Below are 22,219 nucleotides of genomic sequence, written 5' to 3' on the forward strand. Positions count from 1 at the left end.
TCAGTTGCCAAAGCCGAAGTCATCGGCATCCAGATCGTCCGGATCATTGACCCCCATCAGCGTGACAGAGGCATCGTTGCCCAGTTCAATGACGACATTGCCATCGGTATCGAGATGCATGTCATTCAGGACCTGGTTGAAGTTGTTGTAGTTCCATTCCGACAGATCGATGATGTCTTCGCCCGGCGTGAAGTCGGTAATGATGTCATGCCCATCGGCTTTGCCGATCTGGAAGGTATCCCAACCAGTCCCGCCGGTCAGGGTGTCATCACCGGCACTGCCATAAAGATGGTCATCGCCCGAGCCACCCAGCAACAGGTCATCCCCGGCATTGCCCCAAAGTGTATCGTTGCCCGCACCACCATCAAGGGTGACATCGCCATAGCTTTCGGTGTCGCTGGTCAGATCAATGATGTCGTTGCCGCCACCGGCCTCGATCACTTCGATCCCACTGATGCGGACATTGGCATCGCCGTCGCTCATGTCATCATCGAGGAACAGGGCGTCATTACCGCTGGTCATTTTCAGGGTGTCGACACCCTCGCCACCGATGAAGACATCATTCGACTGGTTATAGCCACCCAGATTGACGGTGTCGCCAGTGCCAGTGTCGCCACCCTCGTTATGGCCCCAGCCATTGCCATGGAAATGGTGATGGCCCCAGCCACTGTCGTTCTGATGACCATCTTCTCCCGGCGATCCATTGTTGACGGCGTACCAGTTGTTATCCCAGACACCATCGGCGTTGTATTGCAGGACATCATCGCCGGCACCGCCATTCAGAACATCCTCACCGGCACCGCCCGTGATCGTATCAGCGCCCGAACCACCCCACAGGGTGTCGTTCCCGGCACCGCCATCAATCACGTCATCGCCAGCGTTGCTCCAGACGATGTCATCGCCGGTGCCGCCAAGGATGGTGACATCACCATAAGACAGCGTATCACTGGTCAGATCGATGATGTCATCGCCGTTTCCAGCATCAATGACTTCGATGTTGGAGATCCGCGGACTGGTGCCCGGATCGGTCAGGCGATCTTCAAGGAACAGGGCGTCGTTGCCGCTGGTCATTGCCAGGGTATCGGTGCCCGAACCGCCATCAATGATGTCTTCGGAACGGTTATAGCCCGAAAGATTGATCTGTTCGTTGGTGCCATCCATACCCGGATCACCAACGTTCTTCGCAGCATAACTGCCCGTCCAGCTCGCATCTTTCTGGTATTCGATGTAATCGTCACCCGCACCGGCATCGATCAGGTCGGAACCCTTGCCACCATTGATGCTGTCATTGCCATCGCCACCCCAGATGGTGTCATCCCCGTCGTCACCGCCAAGGATGTCATTGCCATCAAGGCCCGACAGCAGGTTCGCGCCATCGTCACCAAACAGGTAATCGTTAAAGTTCGACCCAATCAGGTCTTCGATCGAGCTTAGCTTGTCATTGCCAACGCTGCTGCTTGCGGTGCCGCTTTCAAGGTTTGCGGCGACTGCCGTGGTCGAGTTGGCATAGCTTGCGGTATCGCGACCGGCACCCCCGACAAGGCTGTCATGACCGGCACCGCCCATCAGGGTGTCATTGCCAGCATCGCCATAAAGCTTGTCGTCGCCATTGCCGCCTTCGATGGTGTCATCGCCATCGCCGCCATAGAGACGGTCGTTGTTTTCGCCGCCATCAATTACGTCGTTGCCAGCACCACCCAGGATGCTGTCATCGCCGGTGCCGCCATTGATGGTGTCATTGCCAGCTTCGCCATACAGCTTGTCCTGACCCTGACCACCGGTGATGGTATCAGCACCGTCACCACCCCAGACGCGGTCATCGCCCGAGCCACCATCAACGGTATCGTCACCGGTGCCGCCGGTGATGCTGTCCTGGCCACTGCCGCCTTCGATCAGGTCATTGCCGTCATCACCCGAAAGCGTGTCATCGCCATCGCCACCATACAGGCTGTCATTGCCTTCCATGCCACTAATGGTGTCCTGACCATTCAGGCCATAGACCGTGTCATCGCCGGCAAGGGCGGCAATCGTGTCGTTGTTGCTGGTGCCATAGAGCAGATCATCATACGGCGTCGGGCCGGACGCCTGTTCGACACCGACAAACATGTCCGCCTTGAGCTGGCTCATCGAGACACCGACAAGTGTGAGCGTCCCCTGACCATTGAGGTTGATGACGGTGTCGTTGCCGACCTGGGTCATCTGGTCTTGCAGATCACCCCAGTCATCAATGTCGAGCGACGCCAGATTGATCTTGTCTTCGTTAATGCTGAAGTCGGTAACGACCTTGTTGCCGGAATTGTTCGATACGATGATTTCATCCGCACCCGCACCACCGGTGTAGGTGTCATTACCCGCACCGCCATCAAGCGTATCATTGCCCGAACCACCAAGAAGGGTATCGGTGCCATCGGTTCCGGTCAGGGTGTCGTTGCCGGTACCACCATCGAGAAGGTCATTGCCATTGCCACCCGACAGAACGTCATCGCCGTCACCACCGAGCAGCGTATCGTCACCATCACCGCCCAGCAGGGTATCGTTGCCCGCACCACCATCAAGGGTGTCATTGCCGGCATCCCCCGACAGCAGGTCATTGCCCGCGCCACCGGCGATGCTGTCATTGTCATCACCGCCATATAGAACGTCGTCGCCGCCTTCGCCATCAAGCGAATCATTACCGGCAGAGCCATAAATGGTGTCGGTTTCGTCGCCACCGGTGATGGTGTCGTCACCTTCCATGCCGTCGATGTAATCATCGCCGCCGCCGCCATCCATGACGTCGTTCCCGGCATGACCGATCAGGGTATCGTCACCGGCATTGCCTTCAATGACGTCATCACCTTCATTGCCTTCGAGACTGTCATTACCCGACCCACCGGAAATCACATCATTTCCACTGCCGCCGGTGATGGTGTCATTCCCGTCACCACCCGAAAGCGTGTCGTTGCCTTCCATGCCATTGAGCGTGTCATTGCCAGCACCGCCATCAACAGTGTCATCACCGGCAAGGGCGTCGATATAATCATCCTCGCTGGTGCCCAGCAGGACATCATCAAACTGGGTCGGGCCACCATCATTTTCGATGCCGACAAACATATCGGATGAAACATCATTCAGGCGAACACCGCGCAGCGTGACAGATCCCTGATCGCCAAGATCAATGACCGTGTTGCCATTCACTTCGGACAGAAGCGGGGCCAGTTCCGACCAGGTGCTGATATCAAGCGCATCAAGCGAGATCTGATCAACGCTGGTGTTGAAGTCCATGACGACCTTGTCACCGATCAGGCTGGTGACCTGAACAACGTCGGCACCCGAACCGGTATGGATGACGTCATCGCCTGCACCGCCATCGATGGTATCGTTGCCCTGATCGCCATAAAGCGTGTCGTTGCCCGTACCACCGTCAAGGTAGTCGTCGCCACGTTCGCCATGCAGCGTATCATTACCTTCGCCACCGATCAGGGTATCGGCACCATCGCCGGTCCAGATGACGTCGTTGCCGGCACCACCATCGACGGTGTCTTCGCTGATATCGGCTTCGACATTGTCAAACGTGTCATTGCCCGCACCCAGATCAACTTCGTTGTTCTGGCTGTTGCCATAGACATAGTCGTCATGGGCGGATGCGATGACCTTTTCGAAGTTGGCAAGGATATCGCCAACCGCATCGCCGCCAAAGGCACGCCCGCCTTCACCCGGATTGTGGGTATGGGCATCGGTGTCACCGAGGAAGATTTCAACGCCTTCGTCTGAACCTTCGTAACTGATGGTGTCGCGGCCATCACCACCATCAAGATAGTCGCCACCTGCGCCACCTTGGATGGTGTCATCACCGGCACCACCCAGAAGCGTGTTGGCGCCACTTGATCCGGTCAGAACATCGTCGCCATCCGAACCGATGACATTTTCGATGTTGCTGATCGTATCCGTTCCAGTCTCGGCCGAGGTTGCGGTTCCAGCCGACAGATCCACCGTCGCACCGTTGGCAGCCGACATATCAAGCGTGTCTTCGCCGTCGCCACCATCAAGGGTGTCATCGCCTGCCCCTGCCATCAGGGTATCGTTACCGGCACCGGCATCGACCACGTCGTTGCCCGCGCCATCATCAATGACGTCTGCACCATCGCCAGCGGCAATCGTGTTGTTGGCTGCGTCACCGTTAATGGTGTCTGCCGCCGCACTGCCAATCACATTTTCAAAGCCGGAAATGACATCATTTCCGGTTTCAGAACTGCTTGCGGTACCGGCCGCAAGGTCAACCGTGGCGCCGCTGGTAGCTTCGGAAAGATCAAGGGTATCGTCGCCTTCACCACCAGCCAGAGTATCATCACCTGCACCTGCCATGACGGTATCGTTGCCAGCACCACCATCAACGATATCGGCACCGGCACAGGCGGTGATCACATCGCTGCCGTCACCGCCATTGATGGTGTCATTGCCTTCGCCGCCATCAAGGGTGTCGTTACCGGCACCACCTTCAAGCACGTCATCACCCGCACGACCCGAAAGGATATCGTTACCAAGGCCGCCGGTCAGGGTGTTGTTATCGTCCGAACCGGAAAGCCTGTCATTGCCGTTCGAGCCAATCAGGTTTTCGACGCTGGAAAGCTTGTCGGTTTCGGTTGTGCCGACCTTGGCCGTGCCGGTCGCAAGATCGGCATTTACCGGGTTGCTTGCGTTGCTGTAATCGGCGGTATCATTGCCGTCGCCACCAATCAGGGTGTCGTTGCCAGCACCGCCCGACAGCGTATCATCACCGGCACCACCATCGAGGATGTTGGATTTCGCATCGCCGGCGATTGTGTCGTCATGATCCGAGCCGATAACGTTTTCGACATGATAGATCGCGTCATTCCCGGCACCACCGGTTGCAGTGTAGTTCGCCAGATCAACATCAACTGCCGACGTTGCATCGTCATACATGACGACGTCTTCATCAGCACCGCCGACAATGATGTCATTGCCCGCACCACCGCGCAGGGTATCGTCGCCGATACCACCCTGCAGCGTATCATCGCCAACACCGCCATCGATGATGTCGTCACCATAACTCCCATCGACATAGTCGTTACCGGCACCACCATGCAGGTTGTCATGGCCAAGTTCGCCATTGATGGTGTCGTCACCCGCATTGCCCCAAAGGGTATCGTTACCCGCACCACCATTGATGGTGACATCGCCGTACGAAATGGTGTCGCTGGTCAGATCGACCACGTCATCGCCAGAACCGGCATTGATGACCTCGACCCCGTCAAGGCGTGCGCCGTCGGTCGTGGTTTCGTCAACGGCCGTCTCGAAACTGATCGAACGGACAAAGAAGTCGCTGCTGTCAGAACCTGTCGAGCCATTGGCGTAAGGTTCGCTTTCAAACGCGATATAGCGGAATTCGACCGCATTGCCGCTGCCATCAGTGGCGTTGATGGTTGCCGTGCCAACACCATTGCTGGTGTAGTTGACGGTGCTGTCATCAAGCGTACCGGATGCAACCAAGTTGCCGTCAGCATCAAAAGCCTTCCATGACCCGATCTCTCCGCCGCTCTCACCGGCCATCAGGTTGGAAACCTGAACCGTGGCCGTCGAGGCATCTGCACCAAGATCGACAACGATGGCTTCGCTTTCGCCGGACTGGGCATCGTGGTTGATCTGACCACCAGCGATGCCGCCACCGTCATTACCGATGCCATTGCCATCAAAGTTGACCGCGTCATCCGCCGCCGCAAGGTTCAGCTTTCCATCGCCATCAACATAGGACGTGCCGAAGTCAAAGGCATAGAGGTTGGCATCCGACCAGGCGGCCTGAACGTCAGCCGAGCTTGCCGATTCTGTCAGGCCAAGGGTGCGGGTTTCGGTGGTCGGCGTGGTGGTCTGACCATCACCAAGTTTCGAACCATCAAGCACCAGCGCATCGGCGCCATCGGTCATATCAAGGGTGTCATTACCCTCGCCACCGATAAAGGTATCGTCAGAGATGTTCTTACCGCTGATATCAGCAACATCCCCGGTGCCATCGACCCCCGGGCTGCCGGTGTTTTCGGTGGTATCACCGCTGGTGGCTGTGCCGTCGGCTTCGAAGTTCAGAACGTCGTCACCAGCCCCGCCGTCAAGGGTATCGTCACCGGCACCGCCGCTGAGTTCGTCGTTATCGGCACTACCAGTTAAGGCGTCGTCACCTTCGCCACCTGACAGCGTATCGTTGCCGGCACCACCATCAAGGCTGTCATTGCCCGTGCCGCCGCCAAGCGTGTCGGCACCATCATTGCCAAGCAGGGTGTCATCACCCGCACCACCGGCAACCGTATCATCACCGGCAAGGGCATCGATGGTGTCATCATCATCGGTCCCTTCCAGGGTGTCGTCATACGGGGTCGCGCCATCAGTGATGTTGTTGAAATCATCAGCACTCAGGTCGCTGAGAGCAACATTGACGAAGGTCACCGTACCGCCAGCAGGCAGGGTCAGGACCGCGTTACCGTCGCCGTTCTCACTGAGCAGCGGAACCAGATCACCCCAGCTTTCGAGGCCAAGATCATCAATCGAGATTTTGTCTTCGCCAGGAGTGAAGTCGCTTACGACATCATCATCGGTGCCATCGGCAAAGATGAAGGTGTCCGCACCGGCACCACCAGCAACCGTGTCATCACCTGCGCCACCGTCAATAGTGTCATCCCCGGCACCGCCGCCGATAACGTTATCGCCGTTCGATCCGGTAAGCTGGTCATCACCGGCACCGCCTGTGACATTTTCAAAGTTCGAAACCTGATCATTGCCGGTTTCGGCCGAACTTGCCGTCCCCGCACCAAGGTCGACAACCGCATCACTCGATGCGTTCGACATATTGAGGGTATCAGTGCCGTCGCCACCATCAAGGCTGTCATTGCCTGCACCGGCGATGACCGTATCGTCACCGGCACCGGCCAGGACAAGGTCGCTACCCGCGCCATCGGAAATGACGTCATTGCCCGCACCGCCATCGATCAGATCAATGCCGTCGCCACCATCAATGGTGTCGGCACCGGCACCAGTGGAAATGGTGTCATCAGCACTGCTGCCGGTAACGGTGTCATCACCGGCACCCGTGATCACATTTTCAAAGCCGGAAATAACATCAGCACCGGTTTCGCTGCCGTTGGCTGTGCCATCCTGCAGATTGACCGCGACATCCGCGTCGACATCGGACATATCGAGCGTGTCAAAGCCGTCACCCCCCGAAAGGGTATCGTTGCCAGCACTGCCGACCACTGTGTCATTGCCCGCACCGGCATCAACGATGTCATTTCCTGCACCGGCATTGATGTGGTCATTGCCATCACCACCGCTGATGCTGTCATTGCCTTCGTTGGTCCAGACGGTGTCGTCACCCGTTCCGGCATCAACCGATACATCGCCATAGGATTCCGTCTGACTGGTCAGATCGACAACGTCGTCGCCGGCTCCCGTGTCAATGACTTCGACACCGGAAATCGACGGTGCGTTCGACCCATCGGCATGATCGTTATCAAGAATGATCGCGTCGCTACCCGATGTCCCGACAAGGGTGTCGATGCCTTCGCCACCATCAAACTGATCATCGCTTAGACCAAGGCCCTCAAGGTCGGCAACATCGCCGGTGCCATCGACACCCGGGCTACCGGCATGGTCGGTTTCATCACCGGCCTGACCGATACGGTCGGCTTCGAACTGAAGAACGTCGTTACCGTCGCCACCATCAAGGGTGTCGGTTCCTTCGCCACCGCCAAGCGTATCGTTGCCGCCACCGCCAATGACGGTGTCATCGCCCGAACCACCACCGACAGTGTCATCACCATCGCCGCCGTCTACGGTGTCGTTTCCATCGCCACCATCGACTGTGTCGTTCCCGGCACCGCCGCCAACAGAATCATTGCCGCTGCCGCCACCGACGGAGTCATTACCTTCGCCACCGTCAACGGTATCATCGCCGTCGCCACCATCGACCGTGTCATTGCCGCTTCCGCCGCCGACAGAATCGTTACCACTGCCACCGCCAACGGAATCATCACCGTCACCACCGTCAACGGTATCGTTGCCATCGCCGCCATCGACGCTGTCATTGCCGCCGCCGCCATCAACCGAATCATCGCCGTCGCCACCGCCAAGCGTGTCTTCGCCCGGTGTGCCGACATTGTCGATACCCGTGAAGTGATCCGGGGTCAGATCGCCCACAGCCACACCCGACAGGGTCACCGTACCGCCAGCTGGCAGGGTAATAACCGCACCGTCAGGGCCATCAGACAGCAACGGTTGCAGATCGGTCCATGCCGAGATACCCAGATCCGGCAGTGAAATCGTATCCGACGTCAGATCGAAATCAGTGACAAGGTCGGTATCGGTGCCGTCTTCGAAGACAAACGTATCGGCGCCATCACCGCCCGAAAGCGTATCATTGCCTGCACCTGCTGCGACGGTGTCATCACCCGCGCCGCCAGACAGAATGTCGTCACCTGCACCGCCATCAAGCGTGTCGTTGCCCGCACCACCGTCAATCACGTTTGCATCGTCCGAACCGGTAATGACATCAGCGTCATCCGAGCCGGTTACATTTTCGAAGTTCGCAATGGTATCCGATCCGGTGTTGGCACCGCTTGCCGTACCGGCCGCCAGATCAACCGTCACACCACCCGTGGTGCCAGACAGATCAAGGGTATCAATACCGTCGCCGCCATCGATATCGTCTTTGCCACCATCAAGGGAAACAATGTCATTGCCCGCACCGGCATCAATCGTGTTGTTGCCAGACGATCCGGTAATGGTGTCATCACCATCGGTCGCGATGACATTTTCGAAGCCCGAAATGCTGTCGCTGCCGGTTTCACCGCTGCTTGCGGTGCCTGCGCCAAGATCAATGGTCGCGCCATCGGCGCTCGACAGCTCAAGCGTATCGTCACCGTCACCACCGATCAGAATATCGTCGCCAGCACCGGCTGCGATGGTGTCATTGCCCGCACCACCGTCGATGGTGTCAGCGCCGTCGCCGCCATCTAGGACGTCGTCACCGGCACCACCATCAAGGGTGTCGTTGCCAGCACCGCCATTGATGTTATCAGCACCCTCGCCGCCCAGCAGGACGTCATTACCATCATTTGCCCAGATGGTGTCATCGCCCGCACCGCCATCGACTGTGACATCGCCATAGGAATGGGTGTTGCTGGTCAGATCGACGACGTCGTTACCATCACCGGCATCGATGTTTTCGATATCAACGATGGACGGGTTGGCCGCACCGTTTTCATGATCGCGATCAAGAATGATCGCATCATCACCGGAACCGGCAACAAGCGTATCGTTGCCTTCGCCACCAACGAAGCTGTCATCAGACAGGTTCTTGCCAGAGATATCGGCAACCTCACCGGTCCCGTCGGTGGTCGGACTGCCGACATGGTCTGTGGTGTCGCCTTCTGCGGCAACATTGTCAACTTCAAACGACAGGACGTCATCACCGGCACCGCCATCAATCAGGTCGGCACCTTCGCCACCGGCAAGCGTATCATTGCCCGCACCGCCCGAGAGCGTGTCGTCGCCCGCACCACCGGCAAGGATGTTGTCGCCCGTCGAGCCGGTCAGGGTGTCATCACCCGCACCACCGGTCGCACCTTCGATCCCGTCAAGGGTATCGGTGCCATCGGTCGCTGTACCGGTGCCGTTTTCAAGATCGACAACCACACCATCGGTCTGGTCGGAATAATCGACGATATCATCGCCTTCGCCACCGATCAGGGTATCGTTACCCGCACCGCCCGAAAGCGTGTCATTGCCCGCACCGCCATCGATGACGTTGTCAAATTCGTTACCCGCCAGGGTGTCATCATGGTCGGACCCGATCAGGGTCTCGAAACCGTCAATGCTGTCATTGCCTGCACCACCGGTTGCTGTTCCGGCATCAAGGTCAACATTCACGCCACTTTCAGAGTCTTCGTAGGACAGGACATCTTCGCCTTCGCCGCCGATCAGCGTGTCATCGCCGTCATTGCCAAAGACCGTGTCATTGCCTGCGCCACCGTCCAGAATGTTGGCGTTTTCATCCCCGATCAGAACATCATCACCGTTACCGCCGGTGACGTTTTCGATGCTTTCAAGGGTATCGTTGCCAGCCTCACCCGTCGCGGTGCCTGCACCAAGGTCAACGGTGACACCTTCAGACGTGTCGGAATAATCGGCGGTGTCGGAACCTTCGCCACCACGCAGGGTATCGTCACCTGCGCCACCGATCAGCGTGTCATTGCCCTCGTCGCCGTAAATATCGTCATCGCCAGCCTGACCGTCGATGATGTCATCGCTTTCAAGCGCATGGATTTCATCGCTGATCTGGCTGCCGGTGATGTCATCTTCGAACTCGGTGCCAAAGATGGCGTCATAGCCAAAGAAGTTTTTCTGACCAAGATCATCGACCGAGACACCTTCCAGCGTGATGCTGTCGCCATCGCCAAGGGTGATGACGGCATTGCCGTTTTCATCATCGGCCATCTGGTCACGAAGGGTGGCATAATCCTCGATGCCATAAGCAGACAGATCGATAATGTCTTTTGCCACGTCAAAGTCGGTAACGGTGTCATTGCCGCTGCCCGGCTCAAGCACGATCAGGTCTTCGCCTTCGCCGGTGATCAGGACATCATCGCCCGAACCGCCAACGAGGGTATCGTCGCCCGATCCACCATCAAGGGTGTTGACCCCGTCGCTGCCGATCAGGGTATCGGTGTAATCGGTACCAATGACGCGTTCGAAGTTACGAACAATGTCGTCCCCGCCGCCACCGGTCGCATATTCCTTGACCAGATCAACCGTGACCCCGGCATCGACATTGGAATAGTCGACGGTGTCGATATCATTTTCGCCGTTGCCACCATCCAGGATGTCGTCCCCGGCATCGCCATAGACCCAGTCGCTGCCAGCACCCGCCTCGACGATATCATCGCCTTCGCCACCACTGATGGTGTCGTTGCCAGCTTCACCCAGAAGGATGTCGCCACCAGTGCCACCATCGATGATGTCATCGCCAGAACCGCCGCTGATTTCATCGATGCCTTCGCCGCCATCAATAACGTCGTTCCCGGCGCCAGCATTAATCGCGTCGCCACCGGCACCGCCGGAAATGGTGTTGTTGCTCTCGTCACCGGAAATCTTGTCGTTGAAGTCGGACCCAACGACGTTTTCGATATCAATCAGGGTGTCGTTGCCCTGACCGGTTGCTGAACCGGCCGCAAGATTGACAGTTACGCCCTGATCAGCACTGCTGTAATCGGCGGTATCGGTACCCTCGCCACCATCCAGAACGTCATCACCAGCACCCCCGACAAAGGTGTCATCACCGGCAAGGCCGGTCAGGGTGTTGTTTTCGTCATTGCCCGACAGGGTATCGTCAAACAGGGTACCGGTGACGTTTTCGATGCCTTCAAGGACATCATCGCCGTCACCACCGGTGACCGTGTCCGCCGCAAGATCGGCAGCGATACCGGAACCCTCGGTCGAGTAGTCGGCGGTATCGTTGCCATCACCGCCACGCAAAACATCCGATCCGGCATTGCCAACCAGCGTGTCATCGCCGGTTCCGCCATCAAGTGTATCGTTGCCTTCGCCACCGATCAGGCGGTCATTACCCGCACCCCCGTCGACCGTGTCATCGCCACCAAGCGCGTTGATGATGTCATCGCCACTGCCGCCGATCATTTCGTCGGCATTCTCAGACCCGAGCTGGACTTCAACACCGATGAAGTTATCGGCAGTCAGCTCTGACGGAGTGACGCCTTGCAGCGTGATGGTATCACCGCTGTCAAAAGTGATGGTCAGATCGCCATTGGCGTCCGTGCCAAACATTTTCTCAAGCGCACCATAACCGGCAATATTGAAGCTGGTCAGGTCAATAGTATCGGCGAGCGGATTGAAATCAGTAACCGTATCCTGGCCGTCGCCCGGATTGAATATCACCTGGTCGGCACCTTCGCCGAGCGTCAGGGTGTCATTGCCTGCGCCGGCATCAAAGGTGTCATCCCCTGCACCACCGATAAAGGTATCGCTCTGTGCACCACCGATAAAGGTGTCGCTGAACTCGGAACCACGGATTGCCTCAATACCCTCAAGGGTATCGGTGCCGGTTGCAGTGCCGGATACGGTATTGTTGCTGGTATCAACTGTGACGGCAGACTGAGAGTCGATGTAGCTTGCAGTATCAAAGCCTTCGCCACCAATCAGGCGGTCATCACCGGCACCCGACAGCAAGGTGTCATTGCCTGCGCCACCATCAAGCGTATCGGCACCGGCACCACCCGAAATGATGTCATTGCCCGCGCCACCTTCTACAAGGTCATCACCGCTGCCAGAAGAAATGACGTCTTCACCTTCACCGCCAAGAACGGTATCAGCGCCATCGCCGGTATTGATGGTATCATTGCCCGCACCACCATCGACAATATCTGCGCCCTCGCCAGTGGTGATGACGTCACTACCGTCGCCGGCAGAAACGGTGTCGGCACCTGCACCGGCATTGATGGTATCATCGCCAGTCCCGCCATCGACAATGTCAGCACCGTCACCGGTTGTGACGACGTCATTGCCTGCGCCAGCATCAACGCTGTTATCACCATTTCCGGCATTAATGACATTGTTATTGCCATCGCCAATGATCAGGTCATCGCCGTCACCCGTGATGACATTTTCGATATTGGTGAAGGTATCGATATCTGTGCCATCGGTGGCACTGCCGTTGGTAAAATCGACGGTCTGGTTGCCAGAAAGGTCGCCGAGATCAAGCGTGTCGTTCCCAGCACCACCATCAATGGTGTCACTACCAACACCACCGCGCAGCGTATCATTGCCCGCACCGCCCAGTAGGACGTCATCACCTGCGCGACCATCAAGGACGTCGTTGCCCGCGTCACCCGACAGCGTGTTGCGACCGCCATCACCGCGCAACGTATCTGCACCGGTCGAACCGGAAATGTTTTCAAAATTCGAGACTGTATCGCCGGTGCTGATCACACCGGTCTGCAGATCTGCCGAAACACCTGCCTCACCCGCAAAGGAAAGGGTATCTTCGCCCTCGCCACCATCAAGTGTATCAGTGCCAGCACCGCCAGAAATGGTGTCGTCGCCCGCACCGCCATCAATCACGTCGTTACCAGCACCGCCGGTCACCGTGTCATCATGGTCGGATGCAATAATCCGTTCGATGCCACTGAAGGTATCACGGCCGGTATCTTCACCGATTGCGATATTGCTTCCCACATTGATGTTTAGCCCTGATGCCGCATCAGAGTAGTCAAGGGTGTCGGTACCCGCGCCACCAATGTATGTGTCGTCGCCCAGTTCACTAACGAAGCTGTCATTACCTTCGCCGCCGTTCAGAACGTCATTACCTGCACCACCGGTCAACATGTCGTCGCCAGCACCGCCAAGGATTACGTTATTGGCGTCATTACCGGTGATGGTGTCGTCATAGTCGGTACCGGTGACATTCTCGAAACCGGAAATCGTGTCATTACCATCTGCACCGGTTGCCGTTCCTGCGGCAAGGTCGACATTCTGACCACCGGCAGCACCGGAATAATCAACAGTATCAATGCCCGCGCCACCCGAAAGGGTGTCATCGCCCACACCACCAGCAATCAGGTCATTTCCAGCGCGACCATCAATCGTATCGTCGCCTACACCACCCGAAAGGGTATTTGCAGCATCCGAACCACTAATGCTGTCATTGGCATCCGAGCCGATCACATCTTCGATGTTGCTCAACAGATCGGTTCCGTCGGCCTTGTCAGTCGAGCCTGCTTCAAGGTCGACATCAACGCCGGTTTCACTGTTGCTGTAATCAACAACGTCCTGCCCGGCACCACCGTCAATGACATCGTCGCCAGCACTACCGTTGATGGTATCGTCGCCGGCACCAGTCAGGATGGTGTTGTCTGCATCCGAACCGGTAATCGTATCATCCTGCCCCGAACCGATGGCATTTTCGACATTCAGAACCGTGTCACCGGTTACCGAGCCCGTTTTGCCAGTTCCAAGATCAAGGGTAACGCCGCTTTCGGCATCAGAATAATCAACGGTATCAATACCATCGCCACCATCAATCAGGTCACTGCCCGATCCGCCGCTCAGGGTGTCGTCACCAGCACCACCCAGCAGCGTGTCGTTGCCGCCGCCGCCAGAAAGAATGTCGTCGCCATCTTCACCGGACAGGACGTTGTTACCCTGATCACCCGTTATGGTGTCATCAAAAGCAGAACCGCTGAGGTTTTCGATACCCGAAAGTGTATCATTGCCCAGACCGGTGACAGTGCCTGCGCCAAGGTCGGCAGTGATGCCGCCAGTCGCATCGCCATAGTCAACAGTATCGATGCCCACGCCACCACGCAGCACATCATCGCCGCCGCTTGCGATCAGGGAGTCATTGCCTGCGCCGGCAATAATCGTGTTGGCACCAGCATCACCCGTGAGCATGTCGTTGTGCGTCGAACCGGTAACGTTTTCGATGCTTTCAAGTGTGTCTTCACCCGCCGCACCACTTGCGGTTTGCGCAGCAAGATCGACCGTAACACCGCCATCAGCATTGGCGTAACTTGCGGTATCGTTACCCGCGCCACCCGACAGGGTGTCATCGCCGCCAAGGCCTTCTAGGGCATCATCGCCCTCGCCACCGATCAGGATGTTGTCAGCATCCGAACCTGTAAGCGCGTCATTGCCGGCACCAGCCGCAACGTTTTCAACATTGCGGATCGTGTCGTTTCCACTTGAGGCAGTCGCCGTTCCTGACTTTAGGTTGACCGTGACGTTGCCGGTTTCGTCGGAATAATCGACCGTGTCGGCACCATTGCCACCATCAAGAATGTCGTTACCTTGGCCGCCAATCAGAGTGTCGTCGCCGGCACCACCAAAGATGCTGTCATCGTCTTCAAGGCCATCAATGATGTCGTTGCCATCAAGACCCGACATGGTGTCCTGACCATCGGTCCCCGACATGGTGTCATCACCTGACGTTCCGACAATGTCGCGAACACCAATGAAGTTGTTGGCGGTAATGTCGTCAAGACCAACACCTTCGAGCACCATCGACGTGCCTTGACCGAAATCGATGACAAGGTCACCGTTTTCGTTCTCGGTCATCATCTCGTAAAGTGCGCCATAAGTACCAACACCGAGGGCGGTGATATCAATCTGGTCTTCACCAACGGCAAAGTCGGTGATCGTGTCAGTTCCGTCGTCCGGACCAACAACATAGACATCAGCACCCGCGCCACCGGTCAGGGTATCATCGCCTGCGCCACCGGTGATGGTGTCGGCACCTTCACCCGCATTGATGATGTTATTGGCTGCATCGCCTGTAATGACATCGGCGTCATCAGAACCAATGACATTTTCAACGCCACTGATGCTGTCTGTTCCATCGGCGTCGGAGGCTGTTCCTTCTGCCAGGTCAATATTGACAGAACTTCCACCAGCATAGCTGATGGTGTCTATGCCTTCGCCACCTTCGATGGTGTCACTGCCTGCACCACCAATCAGCAAATCATCGCCAGCGCCGCCATCAAGGACGTCGTCGCCCGTACCACCCGAAAGAGTGTTGTTGGCCGCATCACCGATCAGTGTGTCGTCGTGATCAGAACCCTGAACACTCTCGAAACCTTCGAGCGTATCGTTACCTGCGGCACCGCTTGCAGTTCCTTGGGAAAGATCAACGGTAACCGATCCGTCTGCGTCGCTGTAATCAGCGATATCTGTCCCGGCGCCACCAACTAGGACGTCATTGCCGAGACCACCTAAGAGGATGTCATTGCCTGCACCGCCCAGTACCGTGTCATCACCTTCACCGCCGGTGAGCCTGTCATTGCCCAAACCACCAAGCAAGACGTCATCGCCCGCACCGCCTGAAAGGATGTCATTACCAGCACCACCAGACAATGTGTTGGCACCGTCATTCCCGATGATGGTGTCATTCTGGTTTGAGCCAAGAACGTTTTCGATATCAATCAGCGTGTCTTCGTTCCCGACACCACCAACGCCCGTTTCGAGATTTACTGAAACGCCACCGCCAGCCGAATAATCGACTGTATCTTCACCGTCACCGCCATCGATGACGTCCTGACCCGAACCGCCAGCAATCGTGTCATTACCGCTGTCGCCGTAAATCGTATCGTCGCCAGCGCCACCACTAATCGTGTCATTGCCCGACAGGCCGTCAATAATCTCGGCAGCGGAAGATCCCTGCAAAACATCATCACCCTGCGTCGCACCCAGCGAATCAATATCGATGAAGTTTTCTGCAGTGAGGTCTTCCGGCGAAACACCATTCAGGACGATGGTGCTGTCATTTATAGTGATGACTGCATTGCCCGCACTGTCCGTACCGAGCATTTTCTTGAGTGCTTCAAAGTTAGGAACCTCGAAGCCAGCAAGATCAATCTTGTCTTCTGCCGGATCGAAATCAGTGATGACGGTCCGGCCAGTCTCAGTGCCAAAGACAAAGGTATCAGCACCTTCGCCGCCGGAAACAATATCGTTGCCGCCACCAGCGGTGATGGTGTCATCGCCTGTACCGCCCTCGATAACGTTATTGGACTGGTCACCGGTAAGGACATCATCAAAGTCCGAACCAACGATGTTTTCAACGGAGTCCAGAGTATCGTTGCCATCTGCGCCGGATGCCGTACCTGCGGCAAGATCGACATTTACACCACCCGATGCATCCGCATAGGTAACGGTATCCGAGCCAAGGCCGCCGGTGATCGTGTCATTGCCTGCGCCACCGGACATGGTGTCGTTACCAGAGCCACCATTGAGCACATCATCACCGTCACGACCATCAAGAATGTCGTTACCTGCACCGCCATCAATCACGTTCGCAGTGTCATCGCCTGCCAGAGTGTCGTTAAAGGACGAGCCAGTGACATTTTCAAAATTGGCAATCGTATCGGTACCGTCGGGCGCAGTTGACTCGCCGGTCTCAAGGTCGACGACAACACCGCCATCAGCACCCTGATAGCTCAGGGTATCGTTGCCATCGCCACCATCAAGATCATCATTGCCAGCACCGCCACTGATCACATCATTGCCGGCACCACCGGTGATGGTATCCGTGCCGGTTCCACCGGAAATAACATCATTGCCATCGCCGCCGTCGATCGTGTCGTTGCCTGCGCCACCGGAAACGGTGTCATTGCCTTCTTTCGCAGTGATCACGTCGCTACGATCAGTACCAATCAGAACGTCCCTGTCCTCGGTACCTTCCAGCGACCGGATGCCCTTGAAGTTGGCATAGGTCAGACTATCGGGATCGACACCTTCAAGGGTAATGACGGCATCGCCGACCGTAATCGTCGCATTGCCCGACGCGTCTTCGCCGATAAAGTCGGTGACATCGGAGAACAGCTCAAGACCGTCGATACCCTGAATATCAATGACGTCGTTCACAGGATCGAAATCGGTGACGAGATCATTACCGCTGTCCGCGCGGATAACGAAGGTATCGGCACCTGAACCACCGGTCAGCATATCGTCACCGCCGCGACCATCAATGGTATCGCTGCCCGCACCACCGAAGAACATATCGTCACCGCCGCTGCCCAGCATGGTGTCGCTGGCCGATGACCCCTCGATCTTCTCAAAACCGGAGATAACGTCGGTAAAGTCGTTTCCGGAAACCGTTCCTGCGTCGAGGTCAACCGTCACGGCCGACCCAGGACCTGTCCCGCTGGCGTTATAGCTTAGGGTATCGTTGCCATCGCCACCAATCAGGGTGTCATCACCGGCACTGCCAAAAACAGTGTCATCACCTGCACCAGTATCAATGATGTTATCGACAGCGTTGCCATAAACGATGTCGTTACCAGAACCGGACACAACGTTTTCAAAGCCCGAAAGGGTGTCATTGCCGTCACCGGTTGCCGTGCCGGTCGAAAGGTTAACCGTCACACCGCCATCGACGTCGGTGTAGTCAACAGTATCGTTGCCAGCACCGCCAGACAGCACGTCATCACCGCCGCCACCGGAAATGGTGTCATCACCAGCCATACCCGAAAGCGTATTCGCACCATCGTCACCGGAAATGACATCGTTGTTTGCAGAACCGGTAACATTTTCAATGTTGGAAAGCTGTGCTGTCCCGGAACCCATCGTGGCGGTGCCGTTCGCAAGATCGACATTCAGCCCGGACTCATTGCCAAAGGAAACCGTATCATTGCCATCGCCACCATCAATGGTGTCGTTACCACCGACGCCACGAATGGTGTCATCCCCCGCACCGGTCGAAATGACATTGGCATCACTGGACGCAATGACTGTGTCATCGCCAGCACCAGTAATAACGTTCTCAACACCAATCAGCGTATCATTTTCGCCGGTTTCACTGTCGCGTGCGGATCCACTGCCCAGGTTGACTTCCTGACCGCTTTCACGCGCGCTCAGATCAAGGGTGTCACTGCCTTCGCCACCAATAATGAGATCGACGCCATCTTCGCCAATGAACAGATCGTCGCCATCGCCACCATCAAGGGTGTCATTGCCACCACGACCAACAAGCGTGTCATTACCCGCACCACCGCGCAAAACGTTGGTACCGTTGTCGCCGTAAAGTTCGTCATCATAGGCGGAACCGGTCGCATTCTCGATGCGATCAAGAACATCGTTGCCATCGGCACCCGTCGCAGTCCCTGCGCCAAGGTCAACCTGAACACCGCCATTCGCACCGGAATAGTCGACGGTATCAATACCTTCCTGACCACGCAGGGTATCGTTACCTGCCCCGCCCGAAACCGTATCATCGCCATAGCCGCCAGAAATGACGTCATCGCCACCCCCACCGCTGAGCGTATCGTCGCCGCCATACCCATAAAGCGCGTCGTTGCCGTCCGTACCAGCACCGACGTCATTGTCTTCGGTTTCAAAAATGCGACCGAAACCGCGGAAATCATCCGCGCTAAGGCTGTCGCTGCTGACACCTGCAAGGGTCAGCGTGCCCTGATCCCCGAAATCGATAACGGTGTTGCCGATGCCATCATCGGACATCATGGTTTGCAGGGTTGCAAAGTCCTGAATGCCGAGTTTGGAAAGATCTATAATGTCTTCCGAACCGGCAAAATCAGTGATCGTGTCATTGCCGAAATTCTCGGTCAGCTCAAAGTCGTCGGCGCCCGAACCACCAGTAAGGGTGTCGTCCCCCGCACCACCGGTCAGCGTATCGATGCCCGCACCGCCCTCAAGGACGTTATCGGCATCATCACCCGCAATGTGATCGTCAAAGTCGGAGCCGACGACGTTTTCCACCATCTGGACGACGTCATTGCCCGCACCACCCGTTGCGGTTTCATTGGCAAGGTCAACCGTGACGGCACTGTCCGCATCGCTATAGCTTACAGTATCGACACCACTGCCACCCTGGATGTGATCATCGCCCTGGCCCCCACGCAGGAAGTCATCACCCGATCCACCCGCCATGACATCATTGCCGGAACCACCAACCAGAAGGTCGTTGCCAGCCCCACCCTGCAGCACGTCGTCGTCATCGCCACCAAACAGGCTGTCGCTGCCATCACCACCCTGCAGGATGTCGTTGCCGCTTTCACCGCGCAGGACATCATTGCCGCCACCACCCTGCAAAAGGTCATTGCCTGCACCGCCTTCAAGCGTGTCATCGCCGTCATTGCCCTGAAGGGTGTCGTTGCCGCTAGCCCCCCCGAGAGTATCTGTCTCGTCGTCGCCCTGAACGACATCGGCCGCACCCGACGGATTATTGTCAAAGGCGTTGGCATCGCCGTCATCGGCATCGGTTACGTCGCCATCCGCTTCAGCGTCAGCACCGCCGGCTGTTTCACCACCCGTTGCGTCCTCGCCCGAGGCAGCATCGCCAGAGGTTTCTTGTCCGGCGTCACCTTCGGGTGCTGCGCCTGCTTCGACGCCTTCGGTGGTATCACCCGATGTGGTTTCTTCACCGGTGGTTTCTTGACCTGCGGTCTCACCAGAAGTTGAACCCGCATCAGACGCCTGATCGCCATCAGCGGCAACATCACCCGATACGGCCTCGCCGGAGCCTTCTGCCGGTGTTTCGTCGCTACCTTCGCCAGTGGTTTCTGAACCGGCTTGGGACTCAGCCGTCTCAGCGCCGGTTTCTGCACCAGCTTCGGCACCCGCCTGGGCACCGGTGCTTGTATTGTCTTCTGTATTCGGGCTGGTTTCGCCAGCCGGGCTGTCGGCACCGGCTTCGTCACCTGTGGTTTCTTCACTGGTCTCTGCTTCGCCAGAGGAAGCGCCCGCTCCAGCGGTCTCACCGCCGGATGTTTCACCGGTTGCTTCGTCTACCGGCTGCTCAGTACCTTCGCCCGCAGCATCACCGGAATCCGTACTGCCAGTATCGGTTGCACCACCTTCGGTATCGCCGGAAGCCAGCGTATCTTCACCGCTGCCAGCAGAAGCACTGTCAGAACCAGTCTCTCCGCTGGTTTCGCCGTCAGATGTGGCTTCACCAGAGGTCTCGGTGCCCGTACCAGCTTCTGAACCTGCGCCAGAACCCGTATCAGAACCGTCAACGACTTCAGCGCTGTCAGAGCCTGAAGCCTCTTCTCCGCCGGTTGCGTCATCAGAATCGGAACCACCCGTAACGGGCTCCGTCTCACCTGATGCGGTTTCGCCTGTCGTGCTTCCACCGTCCGTCGATCCGGAAGTTTCGCCCGAAGACGCACCGGTTTCGTTACCGGTCGCTTCGGAACCGGATGCATCCGCGGATCCACCATCGGTTGGTGTTTCCGACGCGGCATCGCCGGTGCTGCCCGTTTCGCCGGCGCTTTCTGAACCGCCAGATGTAGCATCGCCCGAGGTGGTATCTTCCTGTGTTTCAGAACTGCCCGTTGATCCGGTTTCCGTTACCGCATCGCCAGTCGTGGTTTCACCGGAACTGCTGGAATCACTAGTGGCCCCGCCATCACTCTGGGTGGTTTCTTCACTACCGGATGCACCGGTCGCGCCATCACCGGAAGCCTCACCAGAGGTTTCACCAGAACCTGTCGAACCCGTGTCCCCGGTGCTGCCGGAACCAGTTTCCGTGTCACCGGCTTCTGAACCGCCTGTACCACTATCGCCTGTCGCGTCACCGCTTGCGGTACTGTCAGTTGCGGTACCAGCATCGCTTTGCGACGGCGTATCTTGCGCGTCATTTGTGCGACCCGCACCGGAATCCAGATTGACTTCAACACCCTGATCAGACTGGCTGTAATCAAGGGTATTTTCGCCCGCGCCACCGTCAATAGCGTCCGCACCGTCGCTGACGGCAAAGGTGTCATCACCATCGCCACCCGACAGGCTGTTATTGCCGGAATCACCTGTCAGAACATCATTGCCCGATGTGCCACGGAGATTTTCAATATTTTCAAAGGACGTCCGATTGGCACCGGTGGCATCGGTTGAGGAACCCTGCGAAAGATCGGCGCGCACGCCGTCAGAAGCCCCGTCAAATGACAGGGTATCTTCGCCAGCACCGCCATCAATGCTGTCTGCACCACCACCCGGCAAAATAACATCATCACCATCCGAACCGATGATGATGTCGTCGACTGCCCCACCTTCAATGACATTGGCTTCGCCATCGGTGGAGGCAGCATCCCCGCCCTCGGTCGCGACGGAAACTTCGTTGATTTGCGGGACATCGACCAGCGTCACATTGGCAAGATCTGCCTTCGACACGCCCTCGAAAATCACCTTGTCGCCAGAGGCAAACACGATGAATGCATTGCCAGACGCATCTTCGCTGGCCAGCGCCATGAGTTCGCTGACACTGTCGACGCCAAGGTCGCCAAGCGCCAACTCATCTTCATCAATGTTGAAGTCGGTGATTGTGGTTTGCTCGAAACCACTTTGGAGCACGAAGGTATCGCGTCCCTCGCCGCCGGTAACAACATCCTCACCCTCGCCCGATTCGAGAATGTCGTCGCCTTCGCCGCCAATCAGGGTGTTGTCACCACCATCGCCCACCAGAACATCGTCATAGGCAGTGCCGATCACGTTCTGGATGTTGGTGAAAACCTGCGTTGCCGCGGATTGAGAGTTACCTTCGCCCGAAGAGCCTGCCCCAGAATCATTTTTGACCGCAGCAGAATCCCCTTCTGCGCGGTCATCAAGAACCTGATCAATATCGGTGTCGGTAATTCCAACACCGTCGTCTTGGTTGGCGGGCGAGACCAAAACACATACTCCCTACATGGGAATTATTTTTACCAGTACTGCGGCG

General features: G+C 57.2%; 1 protein-coding gene. It reads right to left on the bottom strand.

Annotated features, from left to right (window positions below; translation table 11 throughout):
* Positions 1–22,173, bottom strand: a complete 22,173-nt coding sequence (locus tag TH2_RS21850; RefSeq protein ID WP_008888391.1) for a M10 family metallopeptidase C-terminal domain-containing protein — start codon at positions 22,171–22,173, stop codon at positions 1–3.
* Positions 22,174–22,219: the final 46 nt, after the last annotated feature.

The organism is Thalassospira profundimaris WP0211 (assembly GCF_000300275.1).
GTDB classification, from domain to species: domain Bacteria; phylum Pseudomonadota; class Alphaproteobacteria; order Rhodospirillales; family Thalassospiraceae; genus Thalassospira; species Thalassospira profundimaris.